General features: G+C 48.6%; 9 protein-coding genes and 8 pseudogenes. 10 read left to right on the forward strand and 7 right to left on the reverse strand.

Annotated features, from left to right (window positions below; genetic code table 11):
* Nucleotides 1-331 precede the first annotated feature (331 nt).
* From clpB to rluD, 3 genes are all read right to left on the reverse strand, one after another.
* Complete coding sequence (gene clpB, locus A1SC_RS12355) at nt 332-2,905, reverse strand: ATP-dependent chaperone ClpB (RefSeq protein WP_001516905.1); 2,574 nt, start codon at nt 2,903-2,905, stop codon at nt 332-334.
* Between the two features lie 129 nt (nt 2,906-3,034).
* The gene (gene yfiH / locus A1SC_RS12350; RefSeq protein WP_000040161.1) at nt 3,035-3,766 is read right to left on the reverse strand and encodes a purine nucleoside phosphorylase YfiH; all 732 of its coding nucleotides are present in this window, start codon (nt 3,764-3,766) and stop codon (nt 3,035-3,037) included.
* Entirely contained in the window at nt 3,763-4,743 is a 981-nt protein-coding gene (gene rluD / locus A1SC_RS12345; RefSeq protein WP_000079112.1) for a 23S rRNA pseudouridine(1911/1915/1917) synthase RluD, read from the reverse strand. Before rluD ends, yfiH begins: the two co-directional genes overlap by 4 nt.
* A gap of 134 nt (nt 4,744-4,877) precedes the next feature.
* Here rluD and bamD point away from each other — a divergent pair, with 134 nt between their 5' ends.
* From bamD to tnpC, 5 genes and pseudogenes are all read left to right on the forward strand, one after another.
* Entirely contained in the window at nt 4,878-5,615 is a 738-nt protein-coding gene (gene bamD / locus A1SC_RS12340) for an outer membrane protein assembly factor BamD (protein ID WP_000197680.1), read from the forward strand.
* Between the two features lie 121 nt (nt 5,616-5,736).
* Nucleotides 5,737-6,881: pseudogene (locus tag A1SC_RS23455) on the forward strand (IS4 family transposase).
* A gap of 13 nt (nt 6,882-6,894) precedes the next feature.
* Nucleotides 6,895-7,272, forward strand: a pseudogene (gene tnpA, locus A1SC_RS0121670) (IS66-like element accessory protein TnpA); the annotation flags it as partial.
* Nucleotides 7,272-7,619, forward strand: a complete 348-nt coding sequence (gene tnpB / locus A1SC_RS12330) for an IS66 family insertion sequence element accessory protein TnpB (protein ID WP_000624622.1) — start codon at nt 7,272-7,274, stop codon at nt 7,617-7,619. The pseudogene tnpA and the gene tnpB, both read left to right, overlap by 1 nt.
* Before the next feature lie 19 nt (nt 7,620-7,638).
* Nucleotides 7,639-9,134 (forward strand): annotated as a pseudogene (tnpC, locus tag A1SC_RS23460) (IS66 family transposase).
* A 125-nt stretch (nt 9,135-9,259) separates the two neighbouring features.
* Here tnpC and A1SC_RS22735 read toward each other — a convergent pair.
* Complete coding sequence (locus A1SC_RS22735) at nt 9,260-9,709, reverse strand: LbetaH domain-containing protein (protein WP_140916054.1); 450 nt, start codon at nt 9,707-9,709, stop codon at nt 9,260-9,262.
* 857 nt (nt 9,710-10,566) lie between these two features.
* Here A1SC_RS22735 and A1SC_RS0121690 point away from each other — a divergent pair.
* Nucleotides 10,567-10,968 (forward strand): annotated as a pseudogene (locus A1SC_RS0121690) (RNA-guided endonuclease InsQ/TnpB family protein); the annotation flags it as partial.
* Here A1SC_RS0121690 and A1SC_RS12320 read toward each other — a convergent pair.
* The 3 genes and pseudogenes from A1SC_RS12320 to A1SC_RS26220 form a co-directional block, all read right to left on the reverse strand.
* On the reverse strand, nt 10,969-11,934 hold the full coding sequence (locus tag A1SC_RS12320; RefSeq protein ID WP_000590348.1) for a phage baseplate protein: 966 nt from the start codon (nt 11,932-11,934) through the stop codon (nt 10,969-10,971).
* A gap of 230 nt (nt 11,935-12,164) precedes the next feature.
* A pseudogene (locus A1SC_RS0121695) lies at nt 12,165-12,676 on the reverse strand (ABC transporter permease); the annotation flags it as partial.
* 34 nt (nt 12,677-12,710) lie between these two features.
* Nucleotides 12,711-13,130, reverse strand: a complete 420-nt coding sequence (locus A1SC_RS26220) for a CDP-glycerol glycerophosphotransferase family protein (RefSeq protein ID WP_072024150.1) — start codon at nt 13,128-13,130, stop codon at nt 12,711-12,713.
* Here A1SC_RS26220 and A1SC_RS25060 point away from each other — a divergent pair.
* From A1SC_RS25060 to A1SC_RS25640, 4 genes and pseudogenes are all read left to right on the forward strand, one after another.
* Nucleotides 13,105-13,373 (forward strand): annotated as a pseudogene (locus A1SC_RS25060) (IS1 family transposase); the annotation flags it as partial. The gene A1SC_RS26220 and the pseudogene A1SC_RS25060 sit on opposite strands and share 26 nt — an antisense overlap.
* Nucleotides 13,374-13,615: 242 nt before the next feature.
* A pseudogene (locus A1SC_RS0121700) lies at nt 13,616-14,301 on the forward strand (transposase); the annotation flags it as partial.
* Nucleotides 14,302-14,409: 108 nt separating this feature from the next.
* Nucleotides 14,410-14,673, forward strand: a pseudogene (locus tag A1SC_RS0121705) (IS66 family insertion sequence element accessory protein TnpB); the annotation flags it as partial.
* An 84-nt stretch (nt 14,674-14,757) separates the two neighbouring features.
* Nucleotides 14,758-14,877: hypothetical protein (locus A1SC_RS25640; protein ID WP_001555026.1), on the forward strand; the 120-nt coding region annotated here is incomplete at its 3' end.

Below are 14,877 nucleotides of genomic sequence, written 5' to 3' on the forward strand. Positions count from 1 at the left end.
CACACAGATTGTCTGATAAATTGTTAAAGAGCAGTGCCGCTTCGCTTTTTCTCAGCGGCGCGGGGTGTGCATAATACACTTTCCCGCTACAGAGTCAAGCATTTTTTCGCTTTTCTCTGTCGAAGTTCTCAGGAGAACCCCGCTGACCCGGCGGCTTATTTGCCGTTGTTCCGTGTCAGTGGTGGCGCATTATAGGGAGTTATTCCGGCCTGACAAGCGAAAAATATAAAAACTTTATCGTTCGCTCAATTTTCAGGCAAAACACCCCGAGCATGGTCTTTTCCGTCTAACTTATAGACAGAAACGAGCCCCGAAGGACTCGTTTTATCATTTACTGGACGGCGACAATGCGGTCTTCATTAACTTCCAGGCGAATGACTTTGCCAGGAACCAATTCACCAGACAGTATTTGCTGCGCCAGCGGGTTTTCGATCTGTTGCTGGATAGCACGTTTCAGAGGACGTGCACCATAAACCGGATCGTAACCATTCTCGCTCAGCAGTTTCAGTGCCTCGTCAGAAATGTGGATTTCATAACCACGTTCTTCCAGACGTTTGTACAGACGTTTCAACTGGATCTGGGCAATCGAAGCGATATGTTGTTCACCCAACGGGTGGAAGACCACAACTTCATCAATACGGTTTATGAATTCCGGACGGAAGTTATGGCTAACCACGCCGAGCACCAGCTCTTTCATGCGCGCATAATCCAGTTCACCGAAACGTTCCTGGATCAGATCGGAGCCGAGGTTAGAGGTCATAATGACCACCGTATTACGGAAATCGACCGTTCTCCCCTGCCCATCAGTCAGACGTCCGTCATCCAGAACCTGCAACAGAATGTTGAATACATCCGGATGCGCTTTTTCCACTTCATCCAGCAGAATGACGGAATAAGGACGACGACGCACCGCTTCAGTCAGGTAGCCACCTTCTTCATAACCCACATATCCCGGAGGTGCACCAACCAGACGAGACACCGAGTGTTTCTCCATAAACTCGGACATATCGATACGAACCATCGCCTCGTCACTGTCGAACATAAAATTCGCCAGCGCCTTACAGAGTTCGGTTTTACCTACACCCGTTGGACCGAGGAACAAGAACGAACCAATCGGGCGATTAGGATCCGCAAGCCCCGCACGGCTACGACGAATGGCGTTAGATACCGCATCAACGGCTTCGTTTTGGCCAATAACACGATGGTGCAGTTCTTGCTCCATACGCAGCAGTTTTTCGCGCTCACTTTCCATCATGCGAGAAACAGGAATGCCCGTCCAACGCGCCAACACTTCAGCAATTTCTGCGTCAGTCACTTTATTACGCAACAGACGCATGGTTTTGCCTTCGAGCTGTGTAGCCGCTTCCAGTTGTTTTTCGAGCTCCGGAATTTTGCCGTATTGCAGTTCGGACATCCGCGCCAGATCACCTACACGGCGCGCCTGTTCAATGGCGATTTTCGCCTGTTCCAGTTCGGCTTTAATGGTCTGGGTGCCAGAGAGTGACGCTTTCTCTGCTTTCCACTCCTCTTCTAACTCAGAGTACTGGCGTTCTTTGTCACTCAGTTCTTCATTGAGCATATCCAGACGTTTTTTACTGGCTTCATCAGACTCTTTCATTAACGCCTGTTGTTCCAGCTTAAGCTGGATAATTCGACGATCGAGTCGGTCAAGCTCTTCCGGTTTTGAGTCAATCTGCATACGGATACTGGATGCCGCTTCATCGATCAGGTCGATGGCTTTATCTGGCAACTGACGGTCAGCAATGTAGCGATGAGACAACGTCGCCGCTGCAACAATTGCCGGGTCAGTAATTTGCACATGGTGGTGCAGCTCGTAACGTTCTTTCAGGCCACGCAGAATAGCAATGGTGTCTTCCACCGTTGGCTCGGCAACAAACACTTTCTGGAAACGACGTTCCAGCGCCGCATCTTTTTCAATGTACTGGCGATATTCATCAAGGGTGGTCGCGCCCACGCAGTGCAGTTCACCACGGGCCAGTGCCGGTTTCAGCATATTCCCGGCGTCCATTGCGCCATCGGCTTTACCTGCGCCCACCATGGTGTGCAGCTCATCGATAAACAGAATGACGTTGCCTTCCTGTTTCGACAGATCGTTCAGCACGCCTTTCAGACGTTCTTCAAACTCACCACGATATTTCGCCCCAGCCACCAGCGCGCCCATATCCAGCGCCAGTACGCGGCGGCCTTTCAGCCCTTCCGGTACTTCGCCATTGATAATACGCTGCGCCAAACCTTCAACGATGGCGGTTTTACCGACACCAGGTTCACCGATCAGTACCGGGTTATTTTTAGTACGGCGTTGCAGTACCTGAATGGTACGACGAATTTCTTCATCACGACCAATTACCGGATCGAGTTTACCTTGTTCGGCACGTTCGGTAAGGTCAATGGTATATTTTTTCAAAGCCTGACGTTGGTCTTCGGCTCCTTGATCATTCACGCTTTCACCTCCACGCATTTGTTCAATCGCTTGAGTAATGTTGGCGGTGGTCGCCCCTGCTGCTTTCAGGATGTCGGCCAGCGTGCCGCGAGACTCAAGTGCCGCCAGAACAAACAGTTCTGACGAGATAAAGTTATCACCACGTTTTTGCGCCAGCTTGTCGCAAAGATTAAGAACGCGCACCAGATCCTGTGAAGGCTGGACATCGCCCCCTGTACCTTCAACCTGCGGTAAACGATTTAATGCCTGATTGATATCTGTGCGCAATTGGCCAGCATTAATGCCAGCGGATGTTAATAAAGGACTAACCGAACCCCCTTCCTGATTCAGCAGGGCGCTCATTAAATGAAGTGGTTCGATGAATTGGTTGTCGTGCCCGAGTGCAAGTGATTGGGCATCGGCAAGAGCAAGCTGGAATTTGTTAGTAAGACGATCCAGACGCATAACTCCTCCCATAACGGATCAAAGTTGCTACTGGAGATTAAATGAGGTCATCCCTCAATTATTCAAGGTTATTGACCAGATTAATGTGAAAAGAAAATCACGCGTACCGGATCGTCTTGATTCTTTAGGTTATATCAGCCAAATGAAACTTGCCATACGACCCGTGCACTTGTCGCGACGATAAGAGAAGAAAGTCTCATTTTCAGTGTATGTACAGCGATTACCACCGAAAATTTGTTCAACACCGACGTTCGCCAGACGCTGCCGGGCAAGCAGATAAATATCCGCCAGATATTTATCACCACGCTGAATGAAAGCCTCGCTCGCTTTGGCATCTACTGCCATAAATGCCTCGCGAACCTCCGGCCCCACTTCAAAGGCGCGCGGACCAATTGCAGGTCCCAGCCAGGCAAGAATGTTTTCTGGCTTATCAGCAAAACAAGAAACTGTCTCCTCCAGCACACCAGCGCAAAGTCCACGCCAGCCAGCATGAGCAGCGGCGACTTCCGTTCCCGCACGGTTGCAAAACAGCACAGGCAGGCAGTCGGCAGTCATCACAGCGCAAACCGTGCCAGGTGTGTTGCTATAAGATGCATCCGCCCGTTTAGAGGCATAAGGTTCGCCAGTAAGCCTTAGAACATCTTTCCCATGTACCTGCTCAAGCCACACCGGTTTTGAAGGCAAATTGCCCGCAGCAAAAAGTCGCCTGCGATTCTCCTCAACGTGTTCCGGGTTATCACCACAATGGGCCCCCAGATTGAGAGAATCGTAAGGCGGTAAGCTAACGCCGCCAATACGGGTAGAGCTACAGGCCGCAACACCTTTTGGCAACGGCCACTGCGGGACAATCAACTTACTCATAACCAGTCCACTTCATCCTTATGCTCTTCGAAATCGGCGCGCATCACCTCAATCAGTTCAACCATATCTTGTGGGATAGGCGCGTGCCATTCCATTTCGATACCGGAAATCGGGTGATAGAGACGTAGCATCGTTGCGTGAAGCGCCTGACGATCAAACTTACGCAGCGTGGAGATAAACGCTTCCGACGCCCCCTTCGGCGGACGCGGGCGACCACCATAAACCGGATCACCCACCAGCGGATGAGTGATATGCGCCATATGCACGCGGATCTGATGCGTACGTCCTGTTTCGAGACGCAACCGCAGACGCGTGTGCACACGGAAGTGTTCCATGATGCGATAGTGAGTGACCGCTGGTTTGCCCATCGGATGCACCGCCATATGGGTGCGTTTGGTGGGATGGCGGCTGATTGGCTCGTCCACCGTGCCACCCGCAGTCATATGACCAATCGCTACGGCTTCGTACTCACGGGTAATTTCACGCCGTTGCAGAGACTCCACCAAACGCGTCTGAGCTGGAACCGTTTTTGCCACAACCATCAAACCCGTCGTGTCTTTATCCAGACGATGGACAATGCCCGCACGCGGAACATCTGCAATTGGCGGATAGTAATGAAGCAACGCATTCAACACCGTGCCATCAGGGTTACCCGCGCCAGGATGTACAACCAGGTCGCGCGGTTTATTAATAACAATGATGTCTTCATCTTCATAGACGATATCCAGTGGGATATCCTGCGGTTCAAAACGCGCTTCTTCTTCAATTTCGGCGTTGATGGCAACCTGCTCGCCACCCAATACTTTTTCTTTCGGCTTATCACAAACTTTGCCGTTAACCAGCACGCGCTGGTCGAGGATCCATTCTTTTATCCGCGAACGTGAATAATCCGGGAACATTTCGGCCAAAGCTTGATCTAAGCGTTGACCGAGTTGGTTTTCGGACACTGTTGCAGTGAGTTGTACTCGTTGTGCCATATATACTGCTTCTTCGTTTATCGTTGGGGTTTTACGGCTTTGCCGTTTAATATAGTGTGCTATTGTAGCTGGTCTTAACCGGGAGCAGGAACAGAGAATCTCCCGTAATACATTTTGAGGAAAGTCAAAACGTCATGACGCGCATGAAATATCTGGTGGCAGCCGCCACATTAAGCCTGTTTTTGGCGGGTTGCTCGGGTTCAAAGGAAGAAGTACCTGATAATCCGCCAAATGAAATTTACGCGACTGCACAACAAAAGCTGCAGGACGGTAACTGGAGACAGGCAATAACGCAACTGGAAGCGTTAGATAATCGCTATCCGTTTGGTCCGTATTCACAGCAGGTGCAGTTGGATCTCATCTACGCCTATTATAAAAACGCCGATCTGCCGTTAGCACAGGCTGCCATCGATCGTTTTATTCGCCTGAACCCGACCCATCCGAATATCGATTATGTCATGTATATGCGTGGCCTGACCAATATGGCACTGGATGACAGTGCGCTACAAGGATTCTTTGGCGTTGACCGTAGCGATCGCGATCCTCAACATGCTCGAGCTGCGTTTAGTGACTTTTCCAAATTAGTTCGCGGCTATCCGAACAGTCAGTACACCACCGATGCCACCAAACGTCTGGTGTTCCTGAAAGATCGCCTGGCGAAATATGAATACTCTGTTGCCGAGTACTATACAGAACGCGGCGCATGGGTTGCTGTCGTTAACCGTGTAGAAGGCATGCTGCGCGATTTCCCGGATACTCAGGCTACACGTGATGCTCTGCCACTAATGGAAAATGCTTACCGTCAGATGCAGATGAATGCACAAGCTGAAAAAGTCGCGAAAATCATCGCCGCAAACAGCAGCAATACATAACAGAATTCTGAAACACAAAACGGCAGCCCTTGAGCTCTAATGCCGATCAGTTAAGGATCAGTTGACCGATCCAGTGGCTGTGTAAGAATCCGGAAACGCTCACTCGTTTCCGGATTTTTTTATGCTCATTGGACAGGCACTTGATTTGGTATCCCGTTACGATTCTCTGCGTAACCCACTGACTTCTCTGGGGGATTACCTCGACCCCGAACTCATCTCTCGTTGCCTTGCCGAATCAGGTACTGTAACGCTACGCAAGCGCCGTCTTCCCCTCGAAATGATGGTCTGGTGTATTGTTGGCATGGCGCTTGAGCGTAAAGAACCTCTTCACCAGATTGTGAATCGCCTGGACATCATGCTACCGGGCAATCGCCCCTTCGTTGCCCCCAGTGCCGTTATTCAGGCCCGCCAGCGCCTGGGAAGTGAGGCTGTCCGCCGCGTGTTCACGAAAACAGCGCAGCTCTGGCATAACGCCACGCCGCATCCGCACTGGTGCGGCCTGACCCTGCTGGCCATCGATGGTGTGTTCTGGCGCACACCGGATACACCAGAGAACGATGCAGCCTTCCCCCGCCAGACACATGCCGGGAACCCGGCGCTCTACCCGCAGGTCAAAATGGTCTGCCAGATGGAACTGACCAGCCATCTGCTGACGGCTGCAGCCTTCGGCACGATGAAGAACAGCGAAAATGAGCTTGCTGAGCAACTTATAGAACAAACCGGCGATAACACCCTGACGTTAATGGATAAAGGTTATTACTCACTGGGACTGTTAAATGCCTGGAGCCAGGCGGGAGAACACCGCCACTGGATGATCCCTCTCAGAAAGGGAGCGCAATATGAAGAGATCAGAAAACTGGGTAAAGGCGATCATCTGGTGAAGCTGAAAACCAGCCCGCAGGCACGAAAAAAGTGGCCGGGACTGGGAAATGAGGTGACAGCCCGCCAGCTGACCGTGACGCGCAAAGGAAAAGTCTGCCGATGACGGACGCCATGCGCTTCCCCGGAGGAGAAATGGCGGAACATCTGAAAGGTTACTGGCCGAATCAACTGAGTTTCTCAGAATCATGCGGAATGGTGATGAGAATGCTGATGACATTACAGGGCGCTTCACCGGGACGTATACCGGAGCTGATGCGCGATCTTGCAAGTATGGGACAACTTGTGAAATTACCGACAAGAAGGGAAAGGGCCTTCCCGAGAGTGGTAAAGGAGAGGCCCTGGAAATACCCCACAGCCCCGAAAAAGAGCCAGTCAGTTGCTTAACTGACTGGCATTACCCCGGCGGCCTAATTTTCCTTATGAGTTTAAAATCGCCTTAGTGGAACAGTCACTGCAGCCCGGAGCCTGTGTGGCGCAGATCGCCCGTGAAAACGGAATCAACGATAACCTGCTCTTCAACTGGCGCCATCAATACCGGAAAGGTGGCCTGCTGCCTTCCGGAAAGAATATGCCTGCACTGCTTCCCGTGACGTTAACGCCGGAGCCGGATAATAAAATCCCGGCTCCGGCACAGGAACCAGAGCAGATAAATACACCGTCTGACAGTCTGTGCTGTGAGCTGGTTCTGCCGGCCGGAACTCTCAGGCTGAAAGGTGAACTAACACCGGCGTTATTACAGACACTTATCCGCGAAATGAAAGAGAGCAGCCACTGATGATATCTCTCCCTGCCGGTTCGCGTATCTGGCTGGTTGCCGGTATCACCGACATGCGAAATGGCTTTAACGGCCTGGCCTCAAAAGTTCAGAACGTCCTGAAGGATGACCCGTTCTCTGGACACCTGTTTATCTTCCGCGGACGCCGGGGTGACCAGATAAAAGTGCTGTGGGCTGACAGTGACGGACTGTGCCTCTTCACCAAACGCCTGGAGCGGGGCCGCTTCGTCTGGCCGGTCACCCGCGATGGAAAGGTTCACCTTACTCCGGCTCAGTTGTCCATGCTTCTTGAGGGCATCAACTGGAAGCACCCGAAACGAACGGAACGCGCTGGAATCCGTATATAACCCGTTGTAAAGTGAGGATATGGACACCTCACTTGCTCATGAGAATGCCCGCCTGCGGGCACTGTTGCAGACGCAACAGGACACCATCCGCCAGATGCCCGAATACAACTGCCTGCTCTCACAGCGGGTGGCGGCTTATGCTTCTGAAATCAACCGGCTGAAGGCGCTGGTTGCAAAACTGCAGCGCATGCAGTTCGGTAAAAGCTCAGAAAAACTTCGCGCAAAAACCGAACGACAGATACAGGAAGCACAGGAGCGAATCAGCGCACTTCAGGAAGAAATGGCGGAAACGCTGGGTGAGCAGTATGATCCGGTACTGCCATCCGCCCTGCGCCAGTCTTCAGCCCGTAAACCGTTACCGGCCTCACTTCCCCGTGAAACCCGGGTTATCCGGCCGGAAGAGGAATGCTGTCCTGCCTGTGGTGGCGAACTCAGTTCTCTGGGATGTGATGTGTCAGAACAACTGGAGCTTATCAGCAGCGCCTTTAAGGTTATCGAAACACAACGTCCGAAACTGGCCTGTTGCCGGTGCGACCATATCGTGCAGGCTCCGGTGCCTTCAAAACCCATTGCACGCAGTTATGCCGGAGCGGGGCTTCTGGCCCATGTTGTCGCTGGAAAATATGCAGACCATCTGCCGTTATACCGCCAGTCAGAAATATACCGTCGTCAGGGAGCTGAGCTGAGCCGTGCCACACTGGGGCGCTGGACAGGTGCTGTTGCTGAACGGCTGGAGCCGTTGTATGACGTCCTGCGCCAGTATGTGCTGATGCCCGGTAAAGTCCATGCCGATGATATCCCCGTTCCGGTCCAGGAGGCGGGCAGTGGTAAAACAAGGACTGCCCGGCTGTGGGCCTACGTCCGTGATGACCGTAATGCCGGTTCACAGATGCCCCCGGCGGTCTGGTTCGCGTACTCACCGGACCGGAAAGGTATCCATCCACAAAATCATCTGGCCGGTTACAGCGGTGTGCTTCAGGCCGATACTTACGGTGGTTACCGGGTGTTATACGAATCCGGCAGAATAACGGAAGCCTTGCAGCGTATCGGTGAACTGTATGTCATGAGGCAGAAGTCCGGGGATGTTCAGCAGAACAGCGTCTGGCGACAAGAAAAGCCAGAGCTGCGCCACTGATGCAGTCACTGTATGACTGGATACAGACTCAGATGAAAACACTGTCGCGTCACTTGGATACGGCAAAAGCGTTCGCATACCTGCTGAAACAGTGGGAGGCCCTGAACGTGTACTGCAGTAATGGCTGGGTGGAAATCGACAACAACATTGCAGAGAACGCCTTACGGGGAGTGGCCGTAGGCCGGAAAAACTGGCTCTTCGCGGGTTCCGACAGCGGTGGCGAACATGCGGCGGTGTTGTACTCGCTGATCGGCACATGCCGTCTGAACAATGTAGAGCCAGAAAAATGGCTGCGTTACGTTATTGAGCATATCCAGGACTGGCCGGCAAACCGGGTACGCGATCTGTTGCCCTGGAAAGTTGATCTGACCTCTCAGTAAATATCAATACGGTTCTGGCTAGCCGCTTACGTGCTGACTGAAAGCAAACCCGAAGGAAATTATATAGCTGTCGGGCACGACAACGTCCAGAAGCGTAATGCGCAGCCTAACAGGGTGGGGGGCCGTCACGACATATCGCTCTCAGGCCCCACCAGAAACTCGGAGGCAAACTTGCGTCGGTATCTGAACGTATTCAATTTCGACCAATTAACACCAGTCTTGAGCACCTTGGCCGGAACTCCACCAAGCACCGCATTTGAGGGAAACACCTGACGTGTGACAATCGACCCGAAGGAAACTATGCAGTTGTCGGGCACGACGGCGTCCTTGAGACACGTCACGCGCTGACCAAACCAAACGTGGTTTCCCACCCTGATGCCAGACTTAGGCTCATTCAAGGGCTTCTTCGTTTCCAGACTATAAATGGTATGCCCATCACTCGGGCGGAACAGGAGCTGTGAAGAGCCCAGAAAATCGTCTCCAATCCGAATATTCACGCCTGGTTCAGGTTTACACACCAAGTCCGCGCTGCGAACGTCGAAGTTCCGGCCAATGTGCACTTCGTTTTGGTTCAAGGTCAGAATCTTGAGCGACACCCAAACGGTTACATTGCCGAGGATCACAACTCGGCAAGACTTACAGGGCTAACATTGAAGTTAGCATTGCAGAATTTAAATTTATGATGATGCTGGAAAAGCACAAGTCATATAACACGTTTAGAGAATTTAATCAAAAATACTCCCCCCCCCATAATAAAAGACCTGAACCCCACAGCAATATGAAACTGGCTATTGGTAAACGAGGTCGACCTACGGATACACTGATATTTCAGATGGAGCTGAGCCAGCCGATCGAACTGGGAGATAACGAAAAAAAATACTCACCAAAGACAAACAATTCAAGATCTGTTATATAAGGCACTGGAAAATGTCCTGCAAAGCGCGTTAATCGCCAAAATCCAACTGACGAAATTTGATGCTAAGTTTTTATATGATATGCAAAGTAAATATCATCTTAATGCTTCTTTTCATGGCTGACAGATAAACAGCAAGCAAAACTCGAAAAAACGTTGAGAAAATACCGTGAGTTTTAAAGAAATAAAAAAAATCCCCACCAGTGGTGGGGAATGCGAAAAAATATGCGGAGATCATCTTAATTTGGATTTTTTCCTGCTCGTCCATCCCTGCAGCAAACGCAGGATGCACATAAAATGATGTTTATAAAAAACAAATATTGTTTCCTTCATAATAAACTCGCTACTGCCCAAGTTAAAATCTTCGCTGGTACGCGCCAATTCCTGTTAATTAAGCCCCCCCTTAGCGCCGTCTGGCTGGCTGCCATGTGAACGTTTCCTCGGCGGTACGATACTTTCTTGTCCGTTGCGCTTTTGCGTTTCTTGCTTGCCGCTCTGCAAAAATCATACATAGGCTTTACAGTCAGCCAGTCCTGCAGTAAGTGATACATCAGTATTCAGACTGAAAGTGAAATATCTACTCCTGTTCATCCTTCAATATCAATGGTCGGACTGGATGCCGGCGTGGCTAAACTTGCCACACTGTCAGATAGCACAGTCTTTGAGACTGTAAACAGTTTTCAGAAAAACCAGAAAAAGCTGGCGAGACTTCAGCGACAGTTAAGCCGCAAGGTCAAATTCAGCAACAACTGGCAGAAGCAGAAACGCAAAATACAGTGTCTGCATTCCCGTATCGCAAATATCCGCAGGGACTACCTTCACAAAGTCACAACGACAATCAGCAAAAACCACGCAATGATAGCCATTGAGGATTTGAAGGTCAGCGACATGTCAAAGTCAGCAGCAGGTACGGTCAGTCAACTATATAAGTCTATCTAAAGGAACATAATATAACTGAGCAAATCTTTTTTTATAATCACCTAAAGCATACATGATAACCAATGATTTTGATTTGCTATCAATTGCTAAACCTTCAGGTTCCCAATGTTTTTCTTTTCCACTTTTAATAGCATCTTGTTTTCCTATTGTTACATTATTAAACTTTCTTATAAGCTTTCCAGTTAAGGTGTAAATATAAAGCCTTTTGCTTTCTCTGTTTTTACCTCCGCTCAACAAGTATATATATTTGTTGTCGGCAGTAATAGCTTGTAATACATAACCATCCTTGGTTAACCCTTCATCAATAAACCATTCTAAGTTCTCTTCCGATGAAATATCTATTGAATTTCTGAAATCTACTTTTTCTGTATCGTAAACCCTTAATAGCTCCCGTGTCTTTAACTTACTCCGCACTATTAAATATTTAGCATCTAAGGTTAAGGTAGGCATTGTACTTAGATGTGGTTTATAAGGGGCATCAAATACTTTTGTAAATTTCATATCGTGAGGGAAAGCCTGATGGTTGTATTTAAAGTGAGTTACAAACCATCCTCTTGAAGTAAATGCTTCACCGGTTGAAGATACTAAATACCCACTATTGCAATCATAAGTCAACCCCTGGTGACCAATAAAATCTGTTGGTTTCTGAAAGGAATGAGCTGTAATCTGATTGGATTTCTCATCAATAAAAAAAACATTTACAACACCTTTTTCTGGCTTCCCTGACATATGTAGCGTATATAAGTTTCTTCTTTTATTGTCAATGACTACCCCCTGAACAACATTATTTCTACCTGAACCCAATCGATACAATTTTATTTTTTTTAACACATAGCTATCATCAATTAAAATATCATTATTTGATGTGGCATTTGTGTTTACAATGCCTTCCCCAAACAAAAAAAACAAAAACAAAAACACATAGTGAATCTTAAATATTTTGATCATGGCTCCACCCTATCTAATAACAATAGTATCCAGTAAACTCATTTTTGTTGTCGACATAACACCTCAAAGTTCAATCGCGATCGCATACTAGTTGCCCATCCCAGCAATTGATGGGGTTTTGATGGTTTGTTTGCACCACAAATAAAATAATAAGTATTTCTCAAATGGTCTAATGTTAAACACACAATGTCGCCACATTAGCGTGCAACATGACATTGTCAAAGAATTAATCATAATGCCAGCATTGCTTTCTCACGAGATCTATATAACGCCAAACCAATGAACAGTATTATTAATGTGGGTATTGTCAGATAGTTCATGCTTACTCCGTCACTGATATGGCCGGGCATGTCGGCCTCACGGTTTAATTTCACTATATGCACTAATGAGTTCCAGAGAATATAACCCCAATATTGTTTTGGGATTGCATTCAAGGGGAACATGACACAAGAAGTGAAATAGAGTGGTTTGATTAGTATCGGTAGAACCTTTTGCATTTCTGGAAAGGCTCTACCTACAACCATGAAAATTAAGCCAACGCCACATAACAGAATGATTAACAAACGCCAACTGAGCACTAGTTGTAATAGATTTGTTATTTCGAAATATTCGCCTGTCATCTAGACAATGAATATAAGTAGAATATAAACAGCAGTATAAATTAAAGTCTCAAGCAAGGCACGTGCGATGATCGTATCGATGGGTTTGCTGGCCAATAATTAAACAACACCTGATTCGTTTGCCTTTATTTTTACTTTTCACATAAGGTTAATTAATCATTCTGAAGAATGACGTCTGCAACTCGAACCTATGCATTCCCATGCATCGATAGCCCCTTCATTTTCCATAAATAAATTTACAAGATCATTGAACTTGTTTTCATAAAAATTGGTAATAGAAACACAAAGTTCCTCTACATTCGACGAAAATGGGAAGGGCGTTGAGTCAATTGGAAAATACAGTTCCCGTTGACTAAGATATGAATCGACGTCGGCTGCATAAATAAATCCAGGCCGTCTTAGAAGCAAAATGTCGTAAATCCAACTTGAATAATCAGCAATCCCTGCAAAAGAAGTAACCATTAGCTCTTGAATATCTGGATAGCTCCCAGCATCAATAACTTTAGAAAAATTCGAATAGTTAAATCGATTAGATAAATGAAAATGAGCATTGAAAACTAGCGTTAACACCGTCATCAGAACTTTAAAAAACTCTCGCCAGAGCGAATAACGTCTTCACTCGTTGCACATGCTGATGTGGCCTTATCTGCGAACCCTATGAGCAATGGAGCTTCGTTGGCAGTAAAGCCCGGCAGCGCAGGCTCTGGTACGCGTACCATACAGGCGTGCTGGCCTGCAAAACACTCTGTTTTTCACGTTCTAGTGAGCTTCACGAAAAAGTCATAGGAGCGTTTTATTGAAAAATACATGTTCTACTAATTGGAGGCGTCACCATATCTTCCGGGCACGCTACCGCACCGGCCTAACAACGACCAGCACCGGGTAATTTCACAGAAATCAACTAATTCTCCCCCTCCTTCTTGAGCACCTTGCACAGAACTCCACCAAGCACCACATTCTAAATAACTGCTCGAAATAGTAGCTCACTCAGGGGGAACTCTGTCCGGTTTATGTGATCTGATCAATCGCTGAATATCCAAAATCACCAGCCGGACTGAGCAATGCCGATTATAGCACCAATCTCTAGAACCGAACGACGCCTGATGCAGAAAACTATCCATAAAACAAAGGACAAAAACCACGCCCGGCGGCTCACCGCCATGCTGATGCTACATCGTGGTGACACCGTCTGCCATGTTGCCAGAACGCTCTACTGTGCCCACTTATCGATTGGTCGCTGGATTAACTAGTTTCCTCAGGAGTTCCGAACTGCTGGCGATAAAACCCCATGAGCTCACCGGTTGCCCACTACATGCTTCAACCATCCGGCGGTGGGGACCTGCTGCCGGACGGGTATGGCGCAGAGTCGCGCCGACACTGCGTGTCCGTGCCTCACACAAAGAAGAAAAAATGGCCGCTATTCATGAAACGCTGGCGAAATGCAGTGCGCCCTCCCCCCTTGTATTACGAAGATGAAGTGGAAATTCATCTCACCCCGAAAATCGGCGCTGACTGGCAGTTACGCGAGCAGCAAAAGCGCGTTGCCACTCCGGGCCAGAATGAAAAGTATTATCTTGCCGATGCACTGCATAGCGGTACGGGAAAAGTCAGCTACGTTGGTGGAAATAGTAAAAGCTCATCCTTATTTATCATACTGTTAAAACATATAGAGGCGACATACCGGTGGGCAAAGACAATTACGCTCATTGTCGATAACTACATCATCCACAAAAACAGTGAAACGCTGTGCTGACGTAAGCGCCTCATCTGAACCGTCTGGTCTGTTTCCTCCGGCTCCGCAAAAATAATGTCCATCATTTTTAATGGACACTATCGTATGGAATACTGAACCTGGATCACTGAAGCTTTACGTCTTCACTTTGAAGAACATTTACCACGGATTGTGGCCGGACGTCGCCTGGGCGTACCAAAATCAACAGTTTGTGGTATGTTCGTGCGCTTCCGCAAAGCTGGCCTTTTATGGCCTCTGCCCGCAGGTATGTTGGAGCGAGAACTTGATGCCCGTCTTTACGGGAGTGCCTCCACAGTACCTGTCGTACTTACTGAAAACTCCGTTATGTCCGAAGTCCCGGTGGTAAAAAAACGTCCCCGGCGGCCTTAATGCCAGTCAGTTAAGGATCAGTTGACCGATCCAGTGGCTGTGTAAGAATCCGGAAACGCTCACTCGTTTCCGGATTTTTTTATGCACATTGGACAGGCCCTTGATCTGGTATCCCGTTACGATTCTCTGCGTAACCCACTGACTTCTCTGGGGGATTACCTCGACCCCGAACTCATCTCTCGTTGCCTTGCCGAATCAGGT

It is taken from the genome of Escherichia sp. KTE52, assembly GCF_000408325.1.
GTDB classification, from domain to species: Bacteria; Pseudomonadota; Gammaproteobacteria; order Enterobacterales; family Enterobacteriaceae; genus Escherichia; species Escherichia marmotae.

Bases quoted from the DNA above. Each gene is read 5' to 3' on its own strand.
- bamD (WP_000197680.1), top strand. From the start codon at position 4,878: ATGACGCGCATGAAATATCTGGTGGCAGCCGCCACATTAAGCCTGTTT.
- tnpB (WP_000624622.1), top strand. From the start codon at position 7,272: ATGATATCTCTCCCTGCCGGTTCGCGTATCTGGCTGGTTGCCGGTATC.
- yfiH (WP_000040161.1), bottom strand. From the start codon at position 3,766: ATGAGTAAGTTGATTGTCCCGCAGTGGCCGTTGCCAAAAGGTGTTGCG.
- A1SC_RS26220 (WP_072024150.1), bottom strand. From the start codon at position 13,130: ATGACGGTGTTAACGCTAGTTTTCAATGCTCATTTTCATTTATCTAAT.
- clpB (WP_001516905.1), bottom strand. From the start codon at position 2,905: ATGCGTCTGGATCGTCTTACTAACAAATTCCAGCTTGCTCTTGCCGAT.
- rluD (WP_000079112.1), bottom strand. From the start codon at position 4,743: ATGGCACAACGAGTACAACTCACTGCAACAGTGTCCGAAAACCAACTC.
- A1SC_RS12320 (WP_000590348.1), bottom strand. From the start codon at position 11,934: ATGATCAAAATATTTAAGATTCACTATGTGTTTTTGTTTTTGTTTTTT.